This is a genomic window from Micromonospora sp. NPDC005413 (assembly GCF_040606435.1).
Lineage (GTDB): Bacteria > Actinomycetota > Actinomycetes > Mycobacteriales > Micromonosporaceae > Micromonospora.
In genome coordinates, this window is record NZ_JBEXEV010000028.1 from 41482 (window position 1) to 60207 (window position 18726).

At 72.1% G+C, this 18726-nt stretch carries 17 protein-coding genes; 3 read left to right on the forward strand and 14 right to left on the reverse strand.

What is annotated here, in order from left to right; genetic code table 11:
- Nucleotides 1-86 precede the first annotated feature (86 nt).
- From ABZS37_RS24580 to ABZS37_RS24605, 6 genes are all read right to left on the reverse strand, one after another.
- The gene (locus ABZS37_RS24580) at nucleotides 87-329 is read right to left on the reverse strand and encodes a DUF3311 domain-containing protein (protein WP_355172548.1); all 243 of its coding nucleotides are present in this window, start codon (nucleotides 327-329) and stop codon (nucleotides 87-89) included.
- Between the two features lie 199 nt (nucleotides 330-528).
- Nucleotides 529-1692, reverse strand: a complete 1164-nt coding sequence (locus ABZS37_RS24585; protein ID WP_355172550.1) for a bifunctional RNase H/acid phosphatase — start codon at nucleotides 1690-1692, stop codon at nucleotides 529-531.
- Nucleotides 1693-1695: 3 nt separating this feature from the next.
- On the reverse strand, nucleotides 1696-2433 hold the full coding sequence (locus ABZS37_RS24590) for a C4-type zinc ribbon domain-containing protein (RefSeq protein ID WP_355172552.1): 738 nt from the start codon (nucleotides 2431-2433) through the stop codon (nucleotides 1696-1698).
- Nucleotides 2423-3259 carry a Nif3-like dinuclear metal center hexameric protein gene (locus ABZS37_RS24595; protein ID WP_355172636.1) on the reverse strand — a complete coding sequence of 279 codons (837 nt, stop codon included), beginning with the start codon at nucleotides 3257-3259 and terminating at the stop codon, nucleotides 2423-2425. The genes ABZS37_RS24590 and ABZS37_RS24595 overlap by 11 nt, the downstream gene beginning before the upstream one ends.
- Nucleotides 3260-3377: 118 nt before the next feature.
- Nucleotides 3378-3950 (reverse strand): flavoprotein, encoded by a 573-nt coding sequence (locus ABZS37_RS24600; protein ID WP_355172554.1) that lies wholly within the window; start codon nucleotides 3948-3950, stop codon nucleotides 3378-3380.
- Nucleotides 3951-3966: 16 nt separating this feature from the next.
- Nucleotides 3967-5196 (reverse strand): helix-turn-helix domain-containing protein, encoded by a 1230-nt coding sequence (locus ABZS37_RS24605; RefSeq protein WP_355172557.1) that lies wholly within the window; start codon nucleotides 5194-5196, stop codon nucleotides 3967-3969.
- Nucleotides 5197-5445: 249 nt separating this feature from the next.
- Between ABZS37_RS24605 and ABZS37_RS24610 the strand changes: the two genes are divergently transcribed.
- Nucleotides 5446-6117, forward strand: a complete 672-nt coding sequence (locus ABZS37_RS24610) for a bifunctional DNA primase/polymerase (RefSeq protein WP_354996920.1) — start codon at nucleotides 5446-5448, stop codon at nucleotides 6115-6117.
- A gap of 365 nt (nucleotides 6118-6482) precedes the next feature.
- Here the strand turns inward: ABZS37_RS24610 and ABZS37_RS24615 are convergent, their stop codons facing one another.
- Genes ABZS37_RS24615 through ABZS37_RS24635 form a run of 5 tightly spaced genes read right to left on the reverse strand, consistent with a single transcriptional unit; the run spans nucleotide 6483 to nucleotide 12757 of the window.
- A complete protein-coding gene (locus tag ABZS37_RS24615; protein WP_355172638.1) occupies nucleotides 6483-7205 on the reverse strand; it encodes an FAD:protein FMN transferase in 723 nt (240 codons plus the stop codon).
- A gap of 49 nt (nucleotides 7206-7254) precedes the next feature.
- Entirely contained in the window at nucleotides 7255-7839 is a 585-nt protein-coding gene (locus tag ABZS37_RS24620; RefSeq protein ID WP_355172559.1) for an FMN-binding protein, read from the reverse strand.
- A gap of 12 nt (nucleotides 7840-7851) precedes the next feature.
- Nucleotides 7852-9270: a ferredoxin reductase family protein gene (locus tag ABZS37_RS24625; RefSeq protein ID WP_355172561.1), complete on the reverse strand. Its 1419-nt coding sequence runs from the start codon at nucleotides 9268-9270 to the stop codon at nucleotides 7852-7854.
- Nucleotides 9267-10649, reverse strand: coding sequence for a DUF1501 domain-containing protein (locus ABZS37_RS24630; RefSeq protein ID WP_355172563.1), 1383 nt, complete (start codon nucleotides 10647-10649; stop codon nucleotides 9267-9269). The genes ABZS37_RS24625 and ABZS37_RS24630 overlap by 4 nt, the downstream gene beginning before the upstream one ends.
- Before the next feature lie 8 nt (nucleotides 10650-10657).
- The gene (locus ABZS37_RS24635) at nucleotides 10658-12757 is read right to left on the reverse strand and encodes a DUF1800 family protein (RefSeq protein WP_355172565.1); all 2100 of its coding nucleotides are present in this window, start codon (nucleotides 12755-12757) and stop codon (nucleotides 10658-10660) included.
- Nucleotides 12758-13188: 431 nt separating this feature from the next.
- On the opposite strand from ABZS37_RS24635, the gene ABZS37_RS24640 reads away from it, so the two are divergent.
- Nucleotides 13189-13446, forward strand: coding sequence for a DUF3040 domain-containing protein (locus tag ABZS37_RS24640; protein WP_354996870.1), 258 nt, complete (start codon nucleotides 13189-13191; stop codon nucleotides 13444-13446).
- Between the two features lie 4 nt (nucleotides 13447-13450).
- Here the strand turns inward: ABZS37_RS24640 and ABZS37_RS24645 are convergent, their stop codons facing one another.
- The 3 genes from ABZS37_RS24645 to ABZS37_RS24655 all read right to left on the reverse strand — a co-directional run bounded on the left by ABZS37_RS24645 (nucleotide 13451) and on the right by ABZS37_RS24655 (nucleotide 18428).
- A complete protein-coding gene (locus ABZS37_RS24645) occupies nucleotides 13451-14359 on the reverse strand; it encodes an SWIM zinc finger family protein (protein ID WP_355172567.1) in 909 nt (302 codons plus the stop codon).
- A gap of 20 nt (nucleotides 14360-14379) precedes the next feature.
- Nucleotides 14380-17736: a DEAD/DEAH box helicase gene (locus ABZS37_RS24650; RefSeq protein WP_355172569.1), complete on the reverse strand. Its 3357-nt coding sequence runs from the start codon at nucleotides 17734-17736 to the stop codon at nucleotides 14380-14382.
- A 173-nt stretch (nucleotides 17737-17909) separates the two neighbouring features.
- A complete protein-coding gene (locus tag ABZS37_RS24655) occupies nucleotides 17910-18428 on the reverse strand; it encodes a DinB family protein (RefSeq protein WP_355172571.1) in 519 nt (172 codons plus the stop codon).
- Between the two features lie 83 nt (nucleotides 18429-18511).
- Here ABZS37_RS24655 and ABZS37_RS24660 point away from each other — a divergent pair, with 83 nt between their 5' ends.
- The gene (locus ABZS37_RS24660; protein ID WP_030488784.1) at nucleotides 18512-18718 is read left to right on the forward strand and encodes a hypothetical protein; all 207 of its coding nucleotides are present in this window, start codon (nucleotides 18512-18514) and stop codon (nucleotides 18716-18718) included.
- Nucleotides 18719-18726 lie beyond the last annotated feature (8 nt).

The window sequence follows — 18726 nt, forward strand, 5'->3', positions numbered from 1 at the left end:
TCGCAGACCCGGCTCACTCCTCGCGCTCACCGGCACCACCTTCGTTCGCGACTGCGGGGCTCGCAGACCCGGCTCACTCCTCGCGCTCACTGGCCACCCCGCTTCTTCGTCATCTGGTAGACCAGCGTCGTGGTGGTGACGCCGAGCAGGATGTACGCCAGTTGCAGCCAGTAGTAGCGCGGGAACCCGAAGATCTGGGGCGAGTCGCCGTTGAAGAAGGCCGGGATCAGCGGCACCACGATGGGGATGAAGAGCAACCAGTTCCAGGGGCTGTGGTCCTTCGCCCTGGTTGGCGCCGTGGTCGGCGCCTCCGGTTCCGGTGCAGCCATCTGACACACCTCCGGGGAGTCGTGGCTCTCGATGTAACGGCCGGAGGCTACGACTTTGTGACGGCCGTCACGCGGCCCGGAAGGCGAATTGTGCGCCGAGCGGTGATTACGGTGCGCCGAACGACGAGCCGCCGGGGCAGCAGGCCCGGCCGACGGAGGACGGGACGAGCCGGTGGACCTCATCCACCGCCAGCAGCGATCAGAGCGCGGCGAGGTGGGCGGTGTCGTTGACCGTGCGGACGGCGACGCCGCCGTCGGGCCACATGTCGAGCAGCGAGATGCCGGCCGCGTCCAGGAAGAGCCGATGCAGGAACCCGTCGCCGGCGGCGAGCGCGTCACGCAGCACCAGCTTGATCGGCGAGACGTGCGAGACGACCACCACGGTCTCGCCGGGGTACGCGGTGAGCAGCCCGGCTATCACGCGGTGGGCGCGTTCGGCGACGTGGGTGAACGACTCTCCGTCCGGCGGGGCGATCCGGGGTGAGGCGAGCCAGGCGTCCATCTCACCCGGCCACTGCTGGCGCACCTCGGCGAAGCTGCGCCCCTCCCACTGGCCGAAGTCGCACTCGATCAGGTCGTCCTCGGTGCGGACCGGCACGTCACCGAGAGCACCGGCAATCGCCGCTGCGGTAGCCGTACACCGGGACAGCGGTGAGCTGAGCACGGCCGCGACGGACGGGGCCAACTCGGCCACCCGGGCGCCGGTGGCCCGGGCCTGGGCTCGGCCACTCTCGGAGAGCGGCACGTCGCCGCGGCCGGAGTAGCGCCGCTGCTCGGTGTACTCGGTCTCGCCGTGCCGGACCAGGATCAGCCGGGTGGCGGTGAAGCTCGGTCGCGGCTCCCACGAGGCCGGCGCGGTCGCCGGGTCGCTGCCGAGGGCCGGAGCCGCCGGAGCCTGGCCGGTGGCCGGAGCCGCAGGGCGGCCGAGGGCCGGGGCCGCCGGGGGGCGACCGGCGGCGGCGTCCATCGCGGCGTTGGCCAACGCGTCGGCGTGCCGGTTGTGCTCGCGGGGGATCCAGGTGAACCGGACCGCGGTGAACCGGCCCACCAGCCCGGCGGCCTGGGCGGCGAGGGGTCGCAGGCCGGGGTGTTTGATCTGCCACCGGCCGCTCATCTGCTCGACCACCAGCTTGGAGTCCATCCGGACGTCCACCTCGGCGGCACCCAGCTCGGCGGCGGCGGTCAGCCCGGCGATCAGTCCCTGGTACTCGGCGACGTTGTTGGTCGCCGTGCCGAGCGACTCGGAGCGCTCGCCGAGCACCTCACCGGTCTCCGGGTCGCGCACGACCGCGCCGTAGCCGGCCGGGCCCGGGTTGCCCCGGGACCCGCCGTCGGCCTCGATGACGACCACGCGCGGCGCCACGACCTACAGACCCGACTCGTTGGTGCGGACCATGATCCGTCGGCAGTCCTCGCAGCGGACCACGTCGTCCGGGGCGGTCTTGCGAATCCGGGCCAGGTCGGCACCGGAGAGCTCCAACCGGCACCCGCCGCAGCGGCCCGTGGTGAGCAGCGCGGCACCCAGCCCGGTGTCCTCACGGATCTTTTCGTAGAGGTTGACCAGGTCACCCGGAAGGTCGGCGGCGAGCGGCTGACGGGCCCCCCGCTTGAACTCCTCCTCCTTGGCGATCTCGGCCATCGCGGCGTCGCGCCGCTGCTCGGTCGCGGCCCGCTTGTCCCGGGTGTCGGCCAGCCGCTGCTCCACACCGTCCAGTACGCCCTGCGCGGTCTCCCGTTGCTCCATCAGCTCCAGCTCGGCGTCCTCCAGGTCGCCCTGGCGCCGGTTCAGCGAGACCAGCTCGTGCTGGAGCGCCTCCAGCTCCCGGGCCGGGCCGGTGCCGGCTGCCAGCCGGTTCTGGTCCTTCTCCTTACGGGCCCGGACCTGCTCGACGTCCTTCTCCAGTCGGGTGATGTCCCGGTCCAGGTCGTCGACCGCCACCTGGGCGCGGACGCGCTCGTCCTCCAGTGACGACAACTCCCGGGCCAGCGACTCCAGCTCGGCCCGCTCGGGCAGCGAACGCCGACGGTGGGCGAGCTGGGCGAGGTTGGTGTCGATCGCCTGGAGGTCGAGCAGGCGGCGCTGCACCTGAGGGTCAGCCTTCACGGTCGGGCTCCTTGTCGTCCACAACGGGTGCGGCGGCGTGCACGGTCCACGGGTCGGTGTCCAGGTCGGACACCAGCGTCTCGACGCCCAGTGCCTCCCGTAGGAGGGCGGCCAGGTCGTCCAGCCACGGTCGTTCGGTCGCCCAGTGGGCGGCGTCGATCAGGGCGGGACCATCGGCGGCGAGGTGCTCGCCGGCCGGGTGGTGCCGCAGGTCGGCGGTGAGGAACGCGTCCACCCCGGCGGCGGTCGCGGCGCCGAGGAAGCTGTCCCCCGACCCGCCGCTGACGGCGAGGGTACGAACCATACGCCCGGGGTCCCCCGCGGCGCGAACTCCCCAGGACGTGACGGGGAGCACGGCGGCGGCGTGCCGGGTCAGCTCGGCGAGGGTCATCGGCTGGGGCAGCTCGCCGATCCGACCGAACCCCCGGTCGTCGCCGTGGGCGGGTGAGGAGGGCGCGGGCCGCTGCAGCGGGCGCAGCCCGGTCAGCCCGAACCGGGCGGCGAGGGCGTCGGAGACGCCTGGGGAGGCCACGTCGGCGTTGGTGTGCGCCGCGTAGAGCGCCACCCCGGCCCGGATGAGCTGGTGGATGATCCGCCCTTTGAAGGTCGTCGGAGCGACCGACGAGACCCCGCGCAGCAGCAGCGGGTGATGCGAAACGATCATGTCCACGTCGGCGGCCAGCGCTTCGGCGACCGTCTCGGGCACCACGTCGACCACACAGAGCACCCGGCGGACCGGAGCGGCCGGCTCGCCGAGCACCAGACCCACGCGGTCCCACTCCTCGGCCCAGACCGGCGGATAGCGCCGTTCCAGCTCCGCGACCACGTCGGTCACCGTGGGGGCGGATCGGCTTATGCTCACGGCGGGCCAGCTTACCGGCGCGGGGGCCGCCGAGCGGTGACGCCCGGCCCGGCCGCGCCGGGTGGAAGCCCGGTCGCGAGCGCTAAGCCGCGCTCCAGGAGACGGTTTGCAGCGCGGCCAGGGGCATCGCCCACGGGAAGGCGTGCAGGTGCTGCTCCCCCGTTCCCGGCGGATGCAGGGCGATCACGTGATCACCGAAGAGCACCGTGACGCCCCACTCGGCCAGCCGGGCCATCCCGGCACGGAACGCCGGGTGGGAGGCCATCGCGGCGTTGGTGTACGGCACCGCCACGATAGGGACGCCCTTGCCCTGCGCCTCGACCAGCAGCCCGAGCGCGAGGGTGTCGGTTATCCCGGCCGCCCACTTGTTGACCGTGTTGACGGTGGCCGGGCAGACGATCATGGCGTCGGCGGACGGCAACACGTCGGGGTCACCGGGATTCTTGTAGTGCGTCCGCACCGGGTGGCCGGTCTGCCGGATCAGGGCCGACTGGTCGATGAACTTGACCCCGTCCGGCGTGGTGACCACGCAGACGTCCCAACCATCCTGTTGGGCAAGGTCGACCAGACGACCGACGTGCCGTGCCAGCGGCGAACCGCAGGCGATGACGTAGAGCACCTCGCGATGCCCGCTGCTGTGCGGTGAACCGGCCATCAAACCGGCTCCGCGCTCATACCCCTACTCCCATGTGCTCAGCCAACTCCGCTACCGGCGAAGGCGGCGCACCACGTGTGCGACGGAGGATGTCCGACATCACCTCGTGCGCGATCGGCCGGCAACGGATCTCCGACGGAGCGAGCCGATCACCAAGCAGCAGCATCTCGCCGGCGTTCGCCACGTCGCCGATCTGGGCGTACCCGCGGGCGATGTCGAGCAGGTGGTGGGCGCGGCGTTCGGGCAACAGCGCGTTGAACGAGTGCTCCGCGATGCGCAGCTGGTGCACCTCCACGGCCCGGCCCCCGTCGCCCAACTCCACCGCTGCGGCGGCCCGGTGCAGCTCGACATTGGTCGGGCCGAACGACGTCCAGTAATGGTTGTGGTCACCGCCGAGCAGAGTGGCGGCCTCCTGCGCACAGTTGATCAGGTCATCGACGCTGGCCGAGTCGCCGATGCGGGACGCGGCCATCGCGCCCTGGAGCAGCAGCATTCCGTAGACGGAGAGCCGAGCCGGGGAGATCTCGTTGCTCCCGCCCGGTGCCAGCCGGTTGGCGATCTGGACGTTCAGCTCCAGTGCGGGACGGGCCCGACCCATCGCGACCAGGGCGTTGCACACCCGGGTGGTGGCGATGCCGGCCAGCAGCGGGTCGTCGGCCCGCTGGGCCACCGCCATCGACCGGTCCGCGGCCAACCAGGCCAGCTCGCACTCGCCGAGCTTGCGCAGCACCGAGGAGGCGATCTGGTAGACCTGCCCGAGCAGGTGCGCCGCCTCGGCGGCCTGCTCACCGCCGTACGCGGCGTCGGCCGCCTGGGCGTCGCGCAGCAGCTTGGGCAACGCCCGGGTGAGCATCCCGTAGCGGCCGTACTGGTAGGTGAGCCAGGCGTGGTTGACGGCCTTGCGCATGCCGTCCAGCGGCGGCGGGCAGGGTGCCGCGTCGAAGTACGCGCTCATCGAGTCGTAGCGTTCCAGCGCCGCCCGGATCTCCTGCACCTCGACCTGGTCGATGCAGTTCAGCGCGTCGGTGCGGCGCTCTGGATCCTTGCCCATGAGGAGTTGCACGTCTACCTGGAGGATGTCGGCGATCTCGTAGAGGACCGAGAACTTGTCCAACCGGCGGACGCCGCGTTCGACCTTGTCCACCCAGCTCTTGGACTTGCCCAACCGATCGGCGAAGACCTGCTGCGACATCTTGCGGCGCCCCCGCCAATAGGCCACTCGCCGTCCTATGGGTAGCTCGTCCATCTCCCCATCCCTCCCCTGCCGCCGGCGACCCATCGGGTCGGGGCGATCTCCGCGGGTGCGGCGGCCGTCGTTCGTCTTCAGGTTTTCGCTGGTCGCACACGATGTACGTCAGCCGTACAGCCAGTCCTCGTACTTTTCGTGCAAGTTGCACGGGCCGTTCGTCAACCTCAACGATCGTGGGTTACGGCAGTGACGGTGCTCGAACTGCGACCTGGCGTTCGCCGGGCCACACGAGGGGAGATGGCACACATGTGGGGGAACGTCGCACCGCGCGTCGCCGAACTGTCGCCGCTGGAACGGGTCCGGCTGCGCCGGGTCGCCATGCGGTACGCCGCACACGGTTGGGAGGTCACCCCGGGGGCCTGTCTGGCCCGCAGCCGCTTCGTCTGCGGGCGGGCCGGCTGTCCCACCGTGGGTTGCCACCCCGCCCTGGAGAACTGGGAGTTGGCTGCCAGCGCCGACCCGGCCCGGGTGGCCACCTGGTGGCGCAACCGTCCACACGGGGTGCTGCTGCCCACCGGCCGGGCCTTCGACGTGCTGGAGGTGCCCGCCCACCTCGGCCGGCACGTGCTCGACGCGGTGCAGATCCACCCGGCCGGCACCGGCGTACGCGGCCCGGTGCTGGTCACCCCCACCGGGCGGTGGATGTTCCTGGTCCGCCCCGGCGATCCGCTCCGGCCCGAGCTGGAGCACTGCTTCCACGTGGTCCGGCACGGGCCGGGCTCGTGGATCCCCGCGCCGCCCACCCGGCTGCCGGAGGGAACGGTCCGCTGGGCGGTCGCCCCCGAGCAGGCCCGTTGGCAACTCCCAGATTCGTACCTGGTGCAGAACACGTTGATCGGTGCGCTGCGCGCCACCGGGGTGACGCTCGCCCCCGACCTGCTCCCCGGTCACCTGCCACTGCCCCGACGAGGCATGTGAGACAGCCCGGGCCGACGATTCCATCCGGTGCCCGACAGCGTCGCCGGGGCGCCGGTCCTCGTTGACAGGGGGACGGCGCGAACGCGCGCCACGAACGGGGGAACGATGTCCACCGACGACAGAGCGGCTCATCCCGGCGGCACCGAACCGCCCCGGCGCAGCCACCCACGGCACCGGTGGGCCGGCACCCGGCCGTCCGGCTCGCGCCCCGGCCGCCCACGCCCCACCGGCTCCCGGCCCGCTGGCACCAACCGCCCGCTCCGCTAGCCCGTCACTTCCCTCCGCGATCTTGCACTTCCGGTCCCGACAATCGCCGCTTTCAGGACGAACGAGCGGCCGAAACTGCACGATCGCGGGGATGGGGATCAGCTCGTCAGCGGGAGGCCGGCGGAGTGGTACTGGCGTGCTTCGTCGGTTACCACGGCGTGGGAGTGGTGCTCCTGGCGGTCCAGCCAGCCTAGGCCGGTGACCCCCATGGCCAGGGCAGCCGTGGCGTACGCGTCGGCCACCCCGAGGTCGGTGCCGACCACGGTCACCGAGCGCAGCCCGCTGGCCGGCACCCTTCGGCGCGGGTCCACCACGTGCCGGCCCCGCTCGTAGACACCGGACGTGGCGACGGCCAGGTCGGTGCCGGTGAGCACCAGGCAGGTCGCCATCGGGTCCCACGGGTGCCGGATGCCGATCCGCCACGGCTCCCCCGACGGGGAGCAGCCGCGCACCCGCACGTCGCCGCCGGCGTTCACACAGTGGTTCGCGGCCCCGGCGGCGAGCAGACGATCCGAGGCGACCTGGGCCGCCCAGCCCTTGACGAACCCGGACGGGTCGAGCCGACCGGTGGCGTACGCGTCGAAGAACCCGTCGGTGGCACCCCACAGATCGGCGCAGGTCTCCAGCACGAACCGCAGGTCCGCGGACGCCTCGGAGAGCAGCACCTCGCCCCGGTCGAAGCGGCACACCTCACTGTCCGGCTTGTACGTGCTGAACCGCGCGTCCACCTCGCGCATCCAGGCGAAGACCTGGTCGGCCAACTCGCGCAGGGTCGCCGGTGGCAGGTCGTCGGCGAGGTCCAGGGTGATCGCCGTACCCATGATCTGCTCGACCCGGCGCAGCCCGGGTCGGGTCATCGCGGCCGGCACGTCAGAACGCCTTCTCGATGGCGGCCCGCAGGGACTGCTTGTAGGAGTTGCTGGTCTCGGTGGCACCGGAGACGGTGTCGACGTTGGCGCTCTGCTTCTGCACCACCTCGCCGCCGGTGCCGTCGTACTTGTTGCGGACGTCGCCGCTGTGGATGTCGGACTCGCCCCCGCTGGGCAGCGACAGCGCGACGGCCTCGATGATCCGGCTACCGGAGACCACGATCTGCACCAGCACGTACCCGTACTCGTTGTCCACGCCCAGCCCGGTGACCCGGCGGGTGGTCGACTGCGGTGCCTTGGTGGTGGTGCGGGGCGCGGAGGGCGCCTTCGTGGTGGTGCGGGTGCCCGATGGGCGACTGGTGCTCTTGGTCGGCTTGGGCGACGACGGCGCGTTGGGAGCCACCGACGGCGTCGGTGCGACGTCCACCGGGTCGGCGTTCGGGTCGGCACCCTGCGGGGTGGGGACGACCCCCTCGGCCGTCGGCAGGTCCTGGGCGACCGGCGTGGTGCCCGGTGACCCCTTGAGCACCACCAGCGCGGTGGTGCTGGCGGCCAGGCCGGTGATCGCGAGCAACGCGCGACGCATGGAATGCCCTTCCTACAACTCGAACGTGGCCAGGTGGATCTGCCGGCGAGGCACACCGACTCGGCGCAGCGCGCGCACCGACTGCTCCACCAGCCCGGGCGGCCCGCACAGGTAGACGTCGCGCCGGGCCACGTCGGGCACCAGTTGACGCAACCCGTCCGGGCTCATCAGCTGACGGGGGCCGGGGTCGTCGCGGGAGCCGATGACGTACCAGACGGAGGTGTCGCGCTCCTGAGCCAACCAGTCCAGCTCACGGCTGAGCAGCACGTCGGCCGGGGTACGGGCCCGGTAGATCAGGGCGGCGCCCGGCGGCAACTCCTCCAGCATGGCCCGGATCGGAGTGATGCCGCTGCCGCCGGCGATCAGCAGTGCCCGCTCGCGGACCCGGTGCGCGGCGGTGAAGGTGCCCGAAGGGCCCTGCGCCCAGACCCGGGTGCCCGGGTCCAGGTCGCGCAGGTCGGCGGTGTGCGTGCCGACGACCTTGACGGTGAGGCGCAGCCAACGGCCGTTCGTCGCCGCGGAGACGGAGAACGGGTGTGACTGCCACCAGCAGCCGCGGGTGAGGAAGCGCCAGCGGAAGTACTGGCCACCGAGCATCGCCAGCCGGTCCAGCCGCTCGCCGGTCAGGTAGATCGAGATGGTGTCCGTGCTCTCGGCGACCACGTCGGCGACCCGCAGCCGGTACCGCAGGTTGAACGCCAGCGGCGCGATCACCCGACCCCAGAGCAGGGCGGCGACCACCAGCAGGTAGAGCGCGATCCAGCCGGTGCGTACCGGACCGGGTTTGTACAACTGCGCGCCGTGGGTGAACTGGTGACCGAAGCCGAGCAGCAGCACCAGGTAGCTGGACAGGTGCAGCGCGTGCCACAGCTCGTAGGGCAGCGCCCGCCGGATCGCCCGGATGCTGCTGAACCCGACCAGCATCATGATGCCGATGGCGACGAACGCCGACACCATGTCCTCGTAGTCACCGAGCAGCGTGCCAACCTCGGCGAGGACCGACTGGTTACGCAGGTCCGCGTAGCCGACGATGATCAGCGACATGTGCGCGAGCACGGCGACCAGCAGGGTGGCACCGATGTCGCGGTGCCAGCGGGCCATCTGCTCGCCGCCGATCCACCGCTCCAGCACCGGCAGCCGGCTCATCATCAGCACCTGCACCAGCAGCAGGTAGCCAGCGATCAGGCCGCTGATTCGGCCCGCCGCGGTGACGGTGGCCGCGGTGCTCCGCAGCGAACCGGCGGGAGTGCCCAGCCACCACGGCAGCACGCTGGCGAGCAGGCCGACCAGGAGCAGCGCGGCCAGCAGCCGCCGGCCGCCAGGTCCGCGCCGGGCCGGGATCTGCGGGGGTACGGGCGCAGCCGACCGGCCGCCGTGCCAGGACGAGGTCCCGGTACGACGGCCGGCGGCGTGGGTGTGCGAATGCGTCACGCGTACAGCTTCATCGGGGCGTACTTCTGGCGGGGGAAGACCTTGTCGACCTCCGCGTTGGTGAGCCCGAACCGGCCCTGCGCCACCGCGCCGTAGACGTTGAACATGTTGTTGTACTCCGGCACGTCACCGGAGTCCAGCTTGTCCAGGCCGTTCCAGGTGCCGAGCAGCGAGCCGGCCAGCTTCTTGCCGGACAGCAGGGTGACCACCCCGCCGTGCCCGTGGTCGGTGCCGCCGCCGTTGGAGCCGACCCGGCGGCCGAACTCGCTGGACACCATGATCGTCACGTCGGCGGCCTGCGGGCCGAGGTCGGTGAAGAACGCGGCCATGGCGCTGGCCAGCTCGTTCAACCGGCGGTGCAGTTGGCCGCCGTCACGGGTGCCCTGGTTCTCGTGGGTGTCGTAGCCACCCATGCCGACGGTGGCGACCCGGACGTTGGCACCGCCCTTGATCAGTTGGGCGAGCTGCTGGAACGCGTTGCCGACGCCCTCGTACTTGACGCCCTCGGCGGGCTGGTACGGCTTGGCGGCGAGCTTCTGGGCGGTGGCCAACGCGCCCATGCCCTCCTGCACGGCCTCCTCGACCGGGTGGTTGATCCCGGTGAAGAGTCCCTTGATGGCCTTCTCGGTGGCGGCCCGGAACCGCTCGTCGCCGTTGAGCCGCAGCGAGCCGACGTTGTTCAGCGAGAGCGCGCCGTTGTTGCCGACCAGCGAGCGGGGCAGCGTGCTGCCGATGCCGACGCTACGGAACGCGGTGCCCTTGCCGAGGTTGTCGACCAGACCGTCCAGCCAACCCCGGCCGCCGGTCTCGTTGGGCAGCCCGCCCAGGTTGCAGGCGTCCGCGGCCTGGAAGTGGCTGCGCGACAGCCGCTCGTCGGAGACCGCTGGGATGAAGCCCAGCTGACCCGCCGTGAGCCACTTTTCGAGGGGCTTGAACGCGCTGGTCAGCTTGAAGCCGCGGCCCAGGGCCAGCGAGTCGTTGCCGAGCAGCAGGTCGGGGCGGGCCTTGTTGAGCACCGCGTCGTTGTCCGGCGCGATCAGGCTCAGCCCGTCCAGCCCGCCGTAGAGGAAGACGTGGATCAGGGTGCCGGTCTTGGTCGCCGCGAACGACGCCGAGGTGGTGACGAACTGGGCGGTGGCCAGGGCGGTGGCGGTGGCCGCGGCACCGGCGACGAAGGTCCGTCGCGTGACGCCTCGGCCGTCCTGCTGCGCCTCCTCCAGGTTCTCCAGGGTGCGGTAGCGGTCGAACTCGGCGGCGTTCTCGGCGGCGACGATGTCCGCCTCCGCGCGCAGCAACGCCTCGGCCGGGTTGTCGGCCAGCCGCCGCACGTCGGGGCATTCGGGGTGCAGGGGGAAAGAGTTGTACACAGTCTTCTCCATCGGGTGCCTCACCTGAGGTGGTGCTGGGGGGAAGCGAGGATCGCCCGCGCGACGGCGGTGATGGCCCCGTTGAACGTGGCGTCGACCTTGGCGGTCGCCGGCACGCCGGCCACGCCGAGGATCAGGTTCTTCTCCCGCGTGCTCAGCTTCTGGCCCACCAGGCGCAGGGAGAGCGCGTCCACGTACGCCCCGGCGGTGGCCGGCGGCTTGCCGATCAGCTTCTCCGGTGGCGTGTACGTGAAGGCGGTGCGGTAGCCGGCGAGGATCTCGCCCGCCTCGTTCCAGCCGTTTACCATGGTGCCGGCCGACGTCCAGGCGATGTAGACGTCCGGGTAGCCGTCCGGGGTCGGCTGACCCATCGGGAAGTGGCCCAGCTCGCGCAGCTTGTCGTGGATCTGCCGCAGGCCCCGTGCGTACGGGGTGCGCTTGTTGTCGCCGTTGTTGTGGGTCGGCGACGGATCCGGCGAGACGCCCAGGGTGCGGTACGTGGCGACCAAGTACTCCATCGGCCGGCGCACCTTCTGGCCCACACCGGCCCAGAACTCCGAGGAGCAGAACAGCGCCATCAGCACCGGCTTGATCATGCCCTTGTTGGTGGTGTACGTCTTGGCCAGCCGGTCCACCAGGGACTTCGGCGGGGTGTCCGAGACGAACCGGGTCGCCAGGCTCTGCGCCACGTACTTCGCGGTCGACGGGTGCAACGCGATGTAGGTGATGTACGCGTCGATCGCCGCTTCGGCCTTCTTCGGGTCCGCCGAGTTGTTCGGGTGACTGAAGCCGAGGATCTTCACCTTGCCGACGTAGTGCTGCTCGGGGCGGAAGACGTACTTGCCCTTGTCGTCGACGCCACGGCCGGTTTGCAGCATGGCCGCCTGCCGGACGTCCGGCTCCTTGTAGCCGCCGTCGACGCCAACCGAGTAGAGCTCGAGGTTCTCCCGGGCGAGGTTCTCGTTGATCGCGTCCTTGCGGGAGTCCTTCTGGTTCAGGTAGATCAGCAGCGCGGGGTGCTTGTTCGCGGCGACCAGCATCTCCGGGTAGCTGCCCAGCGCGTGCTGTCGCACGACGTCCTGGTCGAACGAGTTGCGGTACACCTCGCCGCCGTCGAAGTCCGCGGCGACGTGCAGGAAGTCGTTCCAGAAGTCGACCATCACCTCGAACAGCTGGCGCTTGGACCAGATCTGCCGGGCGATGGTGGCGTCGACCATCTCGCGCTCCGGCTGGGCACCCTGGTCGTTGAGCTTGTCCCGCTGGTCGCGCAGCTGCTGCACGGTGAGTTTCTGGGTGGGCAGCTCGGCGAGCTTCAGCTCGGCCTTGCTCGGCTCAAGCTTGTCCGGGTCCAGCTGGGCGCGGATCCAGGCGTCGATGCCCTGCTTCTTGATGTCGGAGACCACCGCGGGCGTCACGCCGAAGGTGGTGCGCCGGGCCAGGTGCAGGATCGGGTCCTTGGCCAGGACCGTCTTCACGGTCACCTGGGTGGCCGCCGCGGCCGCGGCCGGGCCGGAGAAGGTCCGTCCACCGGCCGGCGCGTTCTTCTTCAGCGCCTCGCCGGCCCGGGAGCCCATGTAGCTTTCGTTCTGCTCGGTGTAGGTACGCACCGTGCTGGGCTGCTGGCCGCTGGGCCGCGCCGCGGTGCCGTCGGTCACCGTGCTGCCGGTCGCGTCGCCGGCCGCCGCCTCGTCACCGAAGAGGCCGCGGAACTGCGGGGTCATGGCAAGCGCCGCGCCACCGGCGACGACGGCAGCGGTGCCGCCGAGGGCCACCATGGCCTTGCGCCGGCCGACCTTGCGACCCGGTTCGTCGTCATCGTCCAGGGTGGGCAGTCCGGTGCCGGCGGGCCGTGCCGGGGCCGGACGGCCGAGACCTTCCGGGCCGACCCACTGCGGTCCGCGCGGGGCGGGGGCGGGCTGTCCGGCGTGTGCGTAACCGTCGCCGTACTGCTCACGCGGGTCGGCCTGCGCCGGGTGGCCGCCCTGGTAGGGGTGGGGCGAGTCGTACCCGTAGGGCGTCGATGCGTTGGGGTCGCCGTAACCGTCCGCGCTGTGGTGCTGGCGTCCGTCCCAACCGCGGTCGTCCCGCGGTCGACGTGGTGGCACATTCTGGTCGGCCATGTACCAATCCCGATTTCTGATGAGCGCCGAAAGCTGCGACCGGGCAGGTGCGGCAGGTGCGGCGACTGTTGCCTGAGGGGGTTGCTACGGCAAAGTAACCAAGGCCCCAGGGGCCTTCAAGGTGGGCCGAACACCCTCCTGAGGGCACTTAAGACAGCGCTCAGTGCGGCAACGGCGACAGGCGGCGGGCCGGGGACGTACGCGGACTCTCTCATCAGGGCGTACGCGCGGCAGCCGGGCACGGATCGGACCACGCCGCCCTACGCGACACTTTCCGCGCCGTTCGCCACCACAGGCAAACTTAAGGTTCAGGTAAGCCGGACATGAGACTCCCTCGCGCCAAGGAAAAGTAGCAGCAGCGGGCGAGCGTGAGCCGCCACCGCAACGGGTATGCCGCCGAACCGCTGGACGCGTGAGGGGAAGGCAGCGCCATGCTCAGCAAAGAGGATCAGCGCAGGTTCGACCAGATCACCCGTCAGCTCCGGGAGAGTGACCCGGCCTTCTTTGCCCGGATGGACCACCGGGTCCGGGCCCGCAGGGGCCGCTATCTGATGTTGTTGACCATCGTGTTGTGGGCGTCGCTGCCTGCGATAGCCGTGTTCGCCGGTCGGCTGACCGGTGCTATCTGCGCGGTGGTGCTGGTGGCCAACGCCGCGATCATGTGGCGGTTCCGCCGCCGCTGGACGTGACGGCTCACCGGTCGGCCGGGCCGAACGCCCGGTACGCGCGGCGCAGCCGTTCGAGCAGGCCCGGCCCACCGATGGCCGGGGCTGGCGCTCCGAGCTGGCGCAGCAGCAGGTCGGGGCCGGTCAGCAGTCGGGGCGGCCGATCTGGCAGCGGCACCGGCGGCAACCAGAACCGGTCTGCCGCCGCTGCCAGCGGAGTCGCCGACAGCCCAGCGAGCGCACGGGCCGCGCCGACCGGCGCGACAACGTCCACCGCAGACCCGTAACCGTCCGGTTCGGACGGTGGATCGGCCGGTTCGGATGGCGGGGCGGCACCGGTGGTCTCGGCCCGTCGGGCGCGGAGCTCATCGAGCAGCTCCGCGCGGGACCGGCCGCGCCAGTGCAGCAGCTCGAACGGGTCCGCGTCGAACGCCTCGGCGAGCAGGTAGAACGTCGCCGCGAGGTGCTTGCACGGCACCGCGAAGTCGGGGCAGTTGCACCGCTGGGTCAGCTCGTCCACGCCGGCCGGGAAGAGCGGTGCGCCGGCGGCGACGAACAGCTCCTCCAGCTCGTCGGGGAGGTCCCCGGCGAGCAGCCGGGCGCTGAAGAACGCCTGCCCGGCCAGCTCCGTCTCGATCCGGGACCAGAGCGCGGCCGGGAACGGCTTCAACGCGATGGACGCCTGGTACGGCTGCGGCCGGGAGCCCTGCACCACCGCGCTGACCCGTCCGGGTGTGATGTCGAGCGTGAGCACCTGACCGGCCCGTGCGTACGACCGCCCCCGGGTCAGCCGGGTGCCGAGCGCGAACGACTCCAGCACCTCCAGGAAACGCCGGGACCACCAGGACTGGCCGATCGCGCCCCGGGCGCTGCGTGCTCGCAGACCCCCGTCGACCCGGCGGGGGCGCCCGTAGTCGGCGAACCGGTCCGTACTCACGCCAGCGCTCCGCTCGCTCACTACTCCACCACCGCCCCGGCCTCCAGGGCGAACAGCTCACGCAACTGGCCGGTGGACAACTCGGTGATCCACTGTTCGCCGGTGCCGACCACGCGCTCGGCGAGGTTGCGCTTGTCGGCGATCATCGCGGCCACCTTCTCCTCCACGGTGCCGGCGCAGACGAACTTACGGACCTGCACCCGTCGGCGCTGCCCGATCCGGAAGGCCCGGTCGGTGGCCTGGTCCTCCACCGCCGGGTTCCACCACCGGTCCACGTGCACCACGTGGTTGGCGGCGGTCAGGGTGAGGCCCGTACCGCCGGCCTTGAGGGAGAGCACGAACAGCGGCGGACCGTCCGCCGACTGGAAGCGCTGCACCATGGCGTCCCGCTCGGCCTTGCCGAGCCCGCCGTGCAGGAACAGCACCTCCCGGCCGAACCGCGCCGACAGGTGGCCGCGCAGCATCGCGCCGAACTCGGCGTACTGCGTGAACAGCAGCGCCCTCTCCCCCGCCGCCAGCACCTCCTCCAGGATCTCGGTCAGCCGGGCCAGCTTGCCGGAGCGGCCCTCCAGCGCTGAGCCGTCGCGGAGCAGCTGGGCGGGGTGGTTGCAGACCTGCTTGAGCCTGGTCATGGTGGCCAGCACCAGGCCGCGTCGCTCGATGCCGTCGCTGGTCTCGATCCGGGTGAGCATGTCGTCGACCACCACCCGGTACAGGGCGGCCTGCTCCGCGGTGAGGTTGCAGAGCACCTCCATCTCCAGCTTTTCCGGCAGATCCGAGATGATCGACGAGTCGGTCTTGAGCCGGCGCAACACGAACGGGCCGGTGATCCGGCGGAGCCGCTCGGCGGCCTCGGCGTCGCCGTGTCGCTCGATCGGCTCGGCGAACCGCTTGCGGAATGTCGCGGCCGGCCCGAGCAGGCCCGGGTTGGCGAACTGCATGATCGACCAGAGGTCGGCGAGCCGGTTCTCCACCGGCGTACCGGTCACCGCCACCCGCTGCCGAGCGGGCAGCGCACGGACCGCCTCGGCCTGCCGGGTCGACGCGTTCTTGATCGCCTGCGCCTCGTCCACCACCACCCGGTGCCAGTCGATGCCGGCCAGGTCGACGGCGTCGCGGGCGGCCACCGAGTAGGTGGTGAGGACCAGGTCCGCGCCGTGCGCCGCCGTCGTGAACTCCGCCCCCCGCGCCCGCTCCGCCCCATGGTGTACGTGCACACGCAGCCCCGGGGTGAACCGCGCCGCCTCCCGCTGCCAGTTGCCGACCAGCGACATCGGACAGACCAGCAGGGTCGGTCCGGCCTCCGGCGGGTCCCCGGCGAGCAGCGCGAGCAGTTGCACGGTCTTGCCCAGCCCCATGTCGTCGGCGAGCACACCACCCAGGCCGAGCGAGCGCAGGAAAGCCAGCCAGGCCAACCCGCGCTGCTGGTACGGGCGCAGCGTCCCCTGGAAGCCCGGCGGCGGGTCCATCGGGGTGAGCCGTCGCTCGACCGCACCGGCGAGCAGGTCGCCCAGTGCCCCGTCGGCGGTAACCTCCAGCACCGGTAGCGCCCCGGTGGCCTCGCCGTCGGCCAGCCCGAGGCGGAGCAGGTCGACGACGGTCAGCTCGCCGGCAGAGCGGAGCAGGCGCAGACCGGCGGCGAGCCGCCCTGGGTCCAGCTCCACCCACCGGCCACGCAGCCGCACCAGCGGGGTCTTCATCTCGGCCAGCGCCGCCAACTCCTCGGCGGACAACGGCTGGTCACCGAGCGCGATCTCCCAGCGGTAGTCGACCAGGGCGTCCAACCCAACACCGGCGTCGGCACCACCCACCGTGCCGGGCGCGGTGCGGCTGCGGGCACGCAGACGGGCGCCGAGCCGCGCCGACGGGCGCTGCCACCAGGAGGGCAGCAGCACCCCGAAACCAGCAGCGTGCAGCACCGGGGCGCCCTCGCTGAGGAACCGGTGGGCCCCCTCGACGTCGAGCTCCATCGCCTCAGGGGCGGCGGTGCGCAGCGCGGCGTCCAGGTCCGGCCAAAGCCGGCTGGCCCGGCCCAACTCGGCGAGCAGGGTCTCCTGCGGGCTGGTCGCACGGCCGGCCAGACCGCCAAGCGTCTGCGGCGCCCGCCAGACCTGACCGGCGTCGACGTGCAGACCGGGCTCGTCGGCAGCCTGCAACCCGAACTCCAGCCGCCAGCGCCCGCCACCAGTCGGCTCCACCGGCGCCGGCACACTGTCGGCCGGCACACTGTCGGCCGGCGCCGGGCGGGTGGCCAGGATCGGTTCGGTGACCTCGTCGGGGGCCGGTTCCACCAGGCGGAAACTGGCCCGCACCGGGCCACCGGCAGCGTCGCGCTGCCAGAGGTCCAGCTCGGCCTGAAGGGTGGCCAACGCCGCCGGGTCGACGGTGAAGTCACGCTGAGGGCCGGCGAGCGCGGCCAACCAGGCCGGCGCCGGGCCGCCCGGCCGCAGCCCCCGGGCCAGGGTGGTGGTCGCCAGAGCAGCCCGCGCGGCGGCGTCGGTCAGCGCGTCGAGCGCATCCGCGACCAGCTCGGCGGCGCTCAGCTCGGTGCCGCCCGGACCGATTCCCGGTGGGGCGGCTGAGGCGGGGGCAGGGGTGGCGGGGGCGGCTGGGGCGGTCACGTCCAGCGCGGCGCTCGGGGCAGCCTGCGCGGCAGTGGCAGTGGCAGTGGCGGCGGCCGGCACGACGGCCGCTCGGGCGGCTGGTGGCAGGGCCAGGGCCAGCGACCGCGCCCAGCCCGCGTCGGTGCCGGTCAGCAGCGGACGCCAGACCGCCCGCGCCGGCACGCCAACGCCCGACTGCGCTACGCCCGACGGCGCCGTCGCAGCATCACCGGACATCCGGGAAGCGGCATCGCCGGGCATCCAGGAAGCGGCATCGCCGGGCATCCGCTGACCCGCCGTCGTGCGGACGCCGGGGAGCACGCGGCCACGGGTCACCAGGTCGGCGGCGAAGTCGGCCAACTCGGCGAGGTGACGCAGGGTCGCCCCGGGCACCGCCGGGAGTTCGTCCAGGGCGCGCAGCAGCGACAGCGCGTCGTCCGGGGCGTACACCAGCACGGGGACCCGCCACCCGGCCAGGCTGAGCGGGCCGCGGGCCGCGGGTGCGACGGCGGTCCGGATCAGCTCGGGTGAGTCGGTCGGCGCCCCGGCCCGGGTGGGCAGGGTGAGCAGCGCGGTGTCCGGGCGGGCCGGCTCGGCGACGTCGGCGAGGACGGCGGCCAGGTCGGCGTGCCCTGCCGCGAACGGGTGCGGTCGCTCCCGGGGCGGCCGGCCGGCACGGGCCGGCGCGGGCGGCGGGGCGCTGTCCTCGGCCCAGAGGGCGAGCCCGGCGGTCGAGCCGTCGCCGGGCAACCACAGCCCGTGGATGACCAGCACCTACTCCCCCTCGTCGCCGCCCGCGCCCAGGATAGGCGGCCCCGCTGCGCCCGAACCCGACCCCTGCTCGATCTTGCAGATGGTGTCGCGTTTTTGTGCTGGATGTGCTTTATGTCGGGGCAGGAAGTGCAAGATCGCGCGGGTCACCACGGGCGCGGGTCACCACGGGCGGCTCAGATCGCGCCGGTCTCGCCGTCGGTCAGCTCCCGCAGAATGTCGGCGTGACCGGCGTGCCGGGCCGTCTCCTCGATGAGGTGCACCAGGATCCAGCGCAGAGACACCTCGCCGAGCTGCGGGTGCGGCACCACGTGGTCAAGGTCGAAGCTCGCGGCGACCGCCCGGGACCGGACGCAGGCCCGCTCGTACGCCTCGGCGAGCCCGGCGACGGTGTCCTGCTCGTCGAGCGTGAAGCCCGCCACCACGTCCTCATCCGAGTTGAGGTAGACGTCGCCGGGCTCGGGCGCCAGCAGGGTCGGGAACCAGTTCCGCTCGACCACGGTCAGATGCTTGACCAGCCCGGCGAGTGTGGTCGCCGAGGGCACCAGCCGGCGGCGGGCATCGGCGTCGGAGAGACCGCGCAGCTTGCGCAGCAGCACGCCACGGTGAAAGTCGAGGAACGAGTTCAGTACGGTGCGCTCGTCACCGGTGCGGGCGAGCACCGGACCGAGCGTCGGATCGATCGTCTGCTCCATCTGCCGACCCTAGTCACGGACCGGGTCACCCCGCTGCCCCGCTATCCGGTGCGAGGCGCCCGCGCGGCAGGCAGGATGGGCGCATGGCTTCATCCGTGCAGATCCTTCTCGTCGGCGGCACGGCGGACGGGCAGACCATCACCGTCGAACTGGACAGCAACGGTCGTCCACCGCTGACCCACCATCACCTCGGCTCGGGTGGGCTTGCCGACGCGCAGATCTACGAGTTGGAGACCGCCCGCGAAGAGGCCCGCGAGTGGCGCTACCGGTGGACCGGCCCGGCGGTGTGACCGCCCGT